This is a genomic window from Actinomadura sp., from assembly GCF_044508335.1.
Classification (GTDB): domain Bacteria; phylum Actinomycetota; class Actinomycetes; order Streptosporangiales; family Streptosporangiaceae; genus Spirillospora.
Window position 1 is genome coordinate 8,550 of record NZ_JBIQHY010000070.1, and the last position, 2,315, is coordinate 10,864.

5 protein-coding genes are annotated in these 2,315 nt (G+C 77.8%); 4 read left to right on the forward strand and 1 reads right to left on the reverse strand.

Going from position 1 to position 2,315, the window contains the following annotated elements; genetic code table 11:
* The 3 genes from ACIWVC_RS22130 to ACIWVC_RS22140 all read left to right on the forward strand — a co-directional run.
* On the forward strand, window positions 1-376 hold a 376-nt coding region (locus ACIWVC_RS22130; RefSeq protein WP_396454516.1), incomplete at its 5' end, for a GvpL/GvpF family gas vesicle protein.
* A gap of 10 nt (window positions 377-386) precedes the next feature.
* Window positions 387-593, forward strand: coding sequence for a gas vesicle protein (locus tag ACIWVC_RS22135; RefSeq protein WP_396454517.1), 207 nt, complete (start codon window positions 387-389; stop codon window positions 591-593).
* Window positions 590-1,075 (forward strand): gas vesicle protein K, encoded by a 486-nt coding sequence (locus ACIWVC_RS22140; protein WP_396454518.1) that lies wholly within the window; start codon window positions 590-592, stop codon window positions 1,073-1,075. The genes ACIWVC_RS22135 and ACIWVC_RS22140 overlap by 4 nt, the downstream gene beginning before the upstream one ends.
* A gap of 21 nt (window positions 1,076-1,096) precedes the next feature.
* Here the strand turns inward: ACIWVC_RS22140 and ACIWVC_RS22145 are convergent, their stop codons facing one another.
* Entirely contained in the window at window positions 1,097-1,960 is an 864-nt protein-coding gene (locus tag ACIWVC_RS22145; protein ID WP_396454519.1) for a methyltransferase domain-containing protein, read from the reverse strand.
* 29 nt (window positions 1,961-1,989) lie between these two features.
* Between ACIWVC_RS22145 and ACIWVC_RS22150 the strand changes: the two genes are divergently transcribed.
* On the forward strand, window positions 1,990-2,315 hold a 326-nt coding region (locus ACIWVC_RS22150; protein WP_396454520.1), incomplete at its 3' end, for a GntR family transcriptional regulator.

Sequence of the window (2,315 nt, forward strand, 5' to 3'; positions counted from 1 at the left end):
TTCGGGCGGCGTTTCGGGCGGCGGCGTGGGGACGGCGTACCTGCGGCGCCGGCAGGAGGAGCGCCGCCGCCGCGCCGACGCGGGACGGCGCGTGGCCGGGCAGGCCGACGCCGTGCACGCCGAGCTCGCCGACCACGCCGTGGCGTCCCGCCACCACCCGCCGCAGGACCCGCGCCTGTCGGGCCGGCCGGGCGCGCAGATCCTCAACACCGCCTACCTGCTGGACGAGGAGCAGGTCCCCGGCTTCCTGGCGGTGGCGCGGGCGGCGGGGGAGCGGCTGCCGGGCATCGAGGTGGAGGTGACCGGGCCGTGGCCGCCGTACTCCTTCATCGACACCGCGGGCGCCGCGCCCGCGCGCGTGCCGGGCGACCTGTGACGGGGGACGCGTGACGGCCGTCCTGGACCACGGCGGCGACGCCCCGATGGAGCGGATCGCGCTGGTCGACCTGCTCGACCGGCTGCTGGCGGGCGGCGTCGTCATCGCCGGCGACCTGGTGATCTCCATCGCCGGGGTGGACCTGGTGCAGGTGTCGCTGCGGGCGCTGATCACCACCGTCCGCGACGAGCTGCTGCCCGAGGAGGAGCGACCATGAACCGGCACGACCACCACCCCGGCGGGCACGACCCCCGCGCGTCCCGCGACCGGCGGCCGGTGACCGGGGAGGTGTCGGTGCGCGACCCCGCCGCCGGCGACCCGTTCACCCGCGACGTCCTCGCCGGCCGCGCCCCGGACGCGCCGGTGCGGGCGGCGCCCGCCCGCGAGCGGGACCTGCGCGAACGCTCGTCCCGGACGATGCAGCGGCTGCGGTCCGACCCCGAGACGGTCGAGCGGGACCTGGTCAAGCTCGTCCTGACGCTGGTCGAGCTGATCCGCCAGCTGATGGAGCGGCAGGCGCTGCGCCGCGCCGAGGGCGGCGACCTGACCGACGGGCAGATCGAGGACCTGGGGCTGGCGCTGATGCGGCTGGAGGAGGCGATGACCCGCCTCAAGGACCACTTCGGCCTCGACGACCACGACCTCAACCTCGATCTCGGCCCGCTCGGCCCGCTCGGCCCGCTCCTGCCCGAGGACTGACCCGCCCCGCCCCCGGCCCCTTCATCCGGGGTTGACGGCGGTCGCCTTGAAGAAGGTGTAGTGGAACGTCCCGTCCGGCCCGGCGGCGCGCAGCAGGTCGGCGACGCCGCGGTCCCAGTCGGCGGGCGTGGCCAGCCCCGCCGCGACCGCGTCGTCGCGGACCCCCTCCACCATCGCGGTGAAGGTGTCGCGGGTGAACGCCGCGGCCAGCCGCGGCCGGTCGCCGTCGGTGTACACGGTGCGGGGCCCGGCGTGGATCCGCTCGTATCCGGCGGCGGCCAGCAGCGGACGCAGCCGCCGCCCGATCAGCGCGTCGCCGCCCGCCGCGGCCTGCAGCGCCGTCAGGTGCGCGATCACGGCGCGGGCGTAGGGGCTGTCGGGGTGCAGGAACGCCGACCCGTGGTCGCCCTCGATCACCGTCACCGTCCCGCCGGGCCGCAGCACCCGCCGCAGCGCCGCCAGCGTCCCGGCCGGGTCCGGCAGGTGCTCCAGCACGAAGCACACGAACACGTGGTCGAACGCGCCGCCGCCGAACGGCAGGTCGTGCAGGTCGGCGCGGCACCAGGCGACGCGCGCGCCGGGAAGCTCGGCCGCCACCCGGGCGCGGGCCCGCGCCAGCGAGCCGGCCGACACGTCCACGGCGGTCAGGTGCGCGGCGGGGGAGCGGGCCGCCAGGTGCACCGTCTGCGCGCCGGTCCCGCAGCCGGCCTCCAGCACCCTGCTGCCCGCCGGATAGGACGTCCCGGCGTGCAGCAGATCGGCGAGCGCGTCGGCCTGGTCGCCGAGCCGCCGCGCCTCCCGCCCGGAGTACCCGTGCACGTAGCCGCCCGGCGCCGCCCCCGCGGGGCCGGGCGGGGCCTGGGTCGTCGTGGTCGTGGTCTGCATGGGATCACTTTGGGGTCCACAATGGTCCGGTGCACAGGTCCAATGGGAACGAACCCGGCCGGGCCAAACCCGGCGGGTCGGACTTCCTGCAGCTCGACCCGGCCGAGGCCCCGCGCGGCGGCCTGTCGGACTGGCTCGCGCGGCGCCTCCGCGACGCCATCGGCGACGGCCGCCTGCCCGTCGGCAGCCGCCTGCCGCCCACCCGCGTGCTGGCCGCCGAACTGGGGGTGTCGCGCGGCGTGGTCACCGAGGCCTACCAGCGGCTGGTCGACGACGGGCACATCGCCGGACGCGGCCGCGCCGGCACCGTGGTCGTCGCGGCGCCGCTGCCGCCCGCCCCCTCCCGGGACGCCCC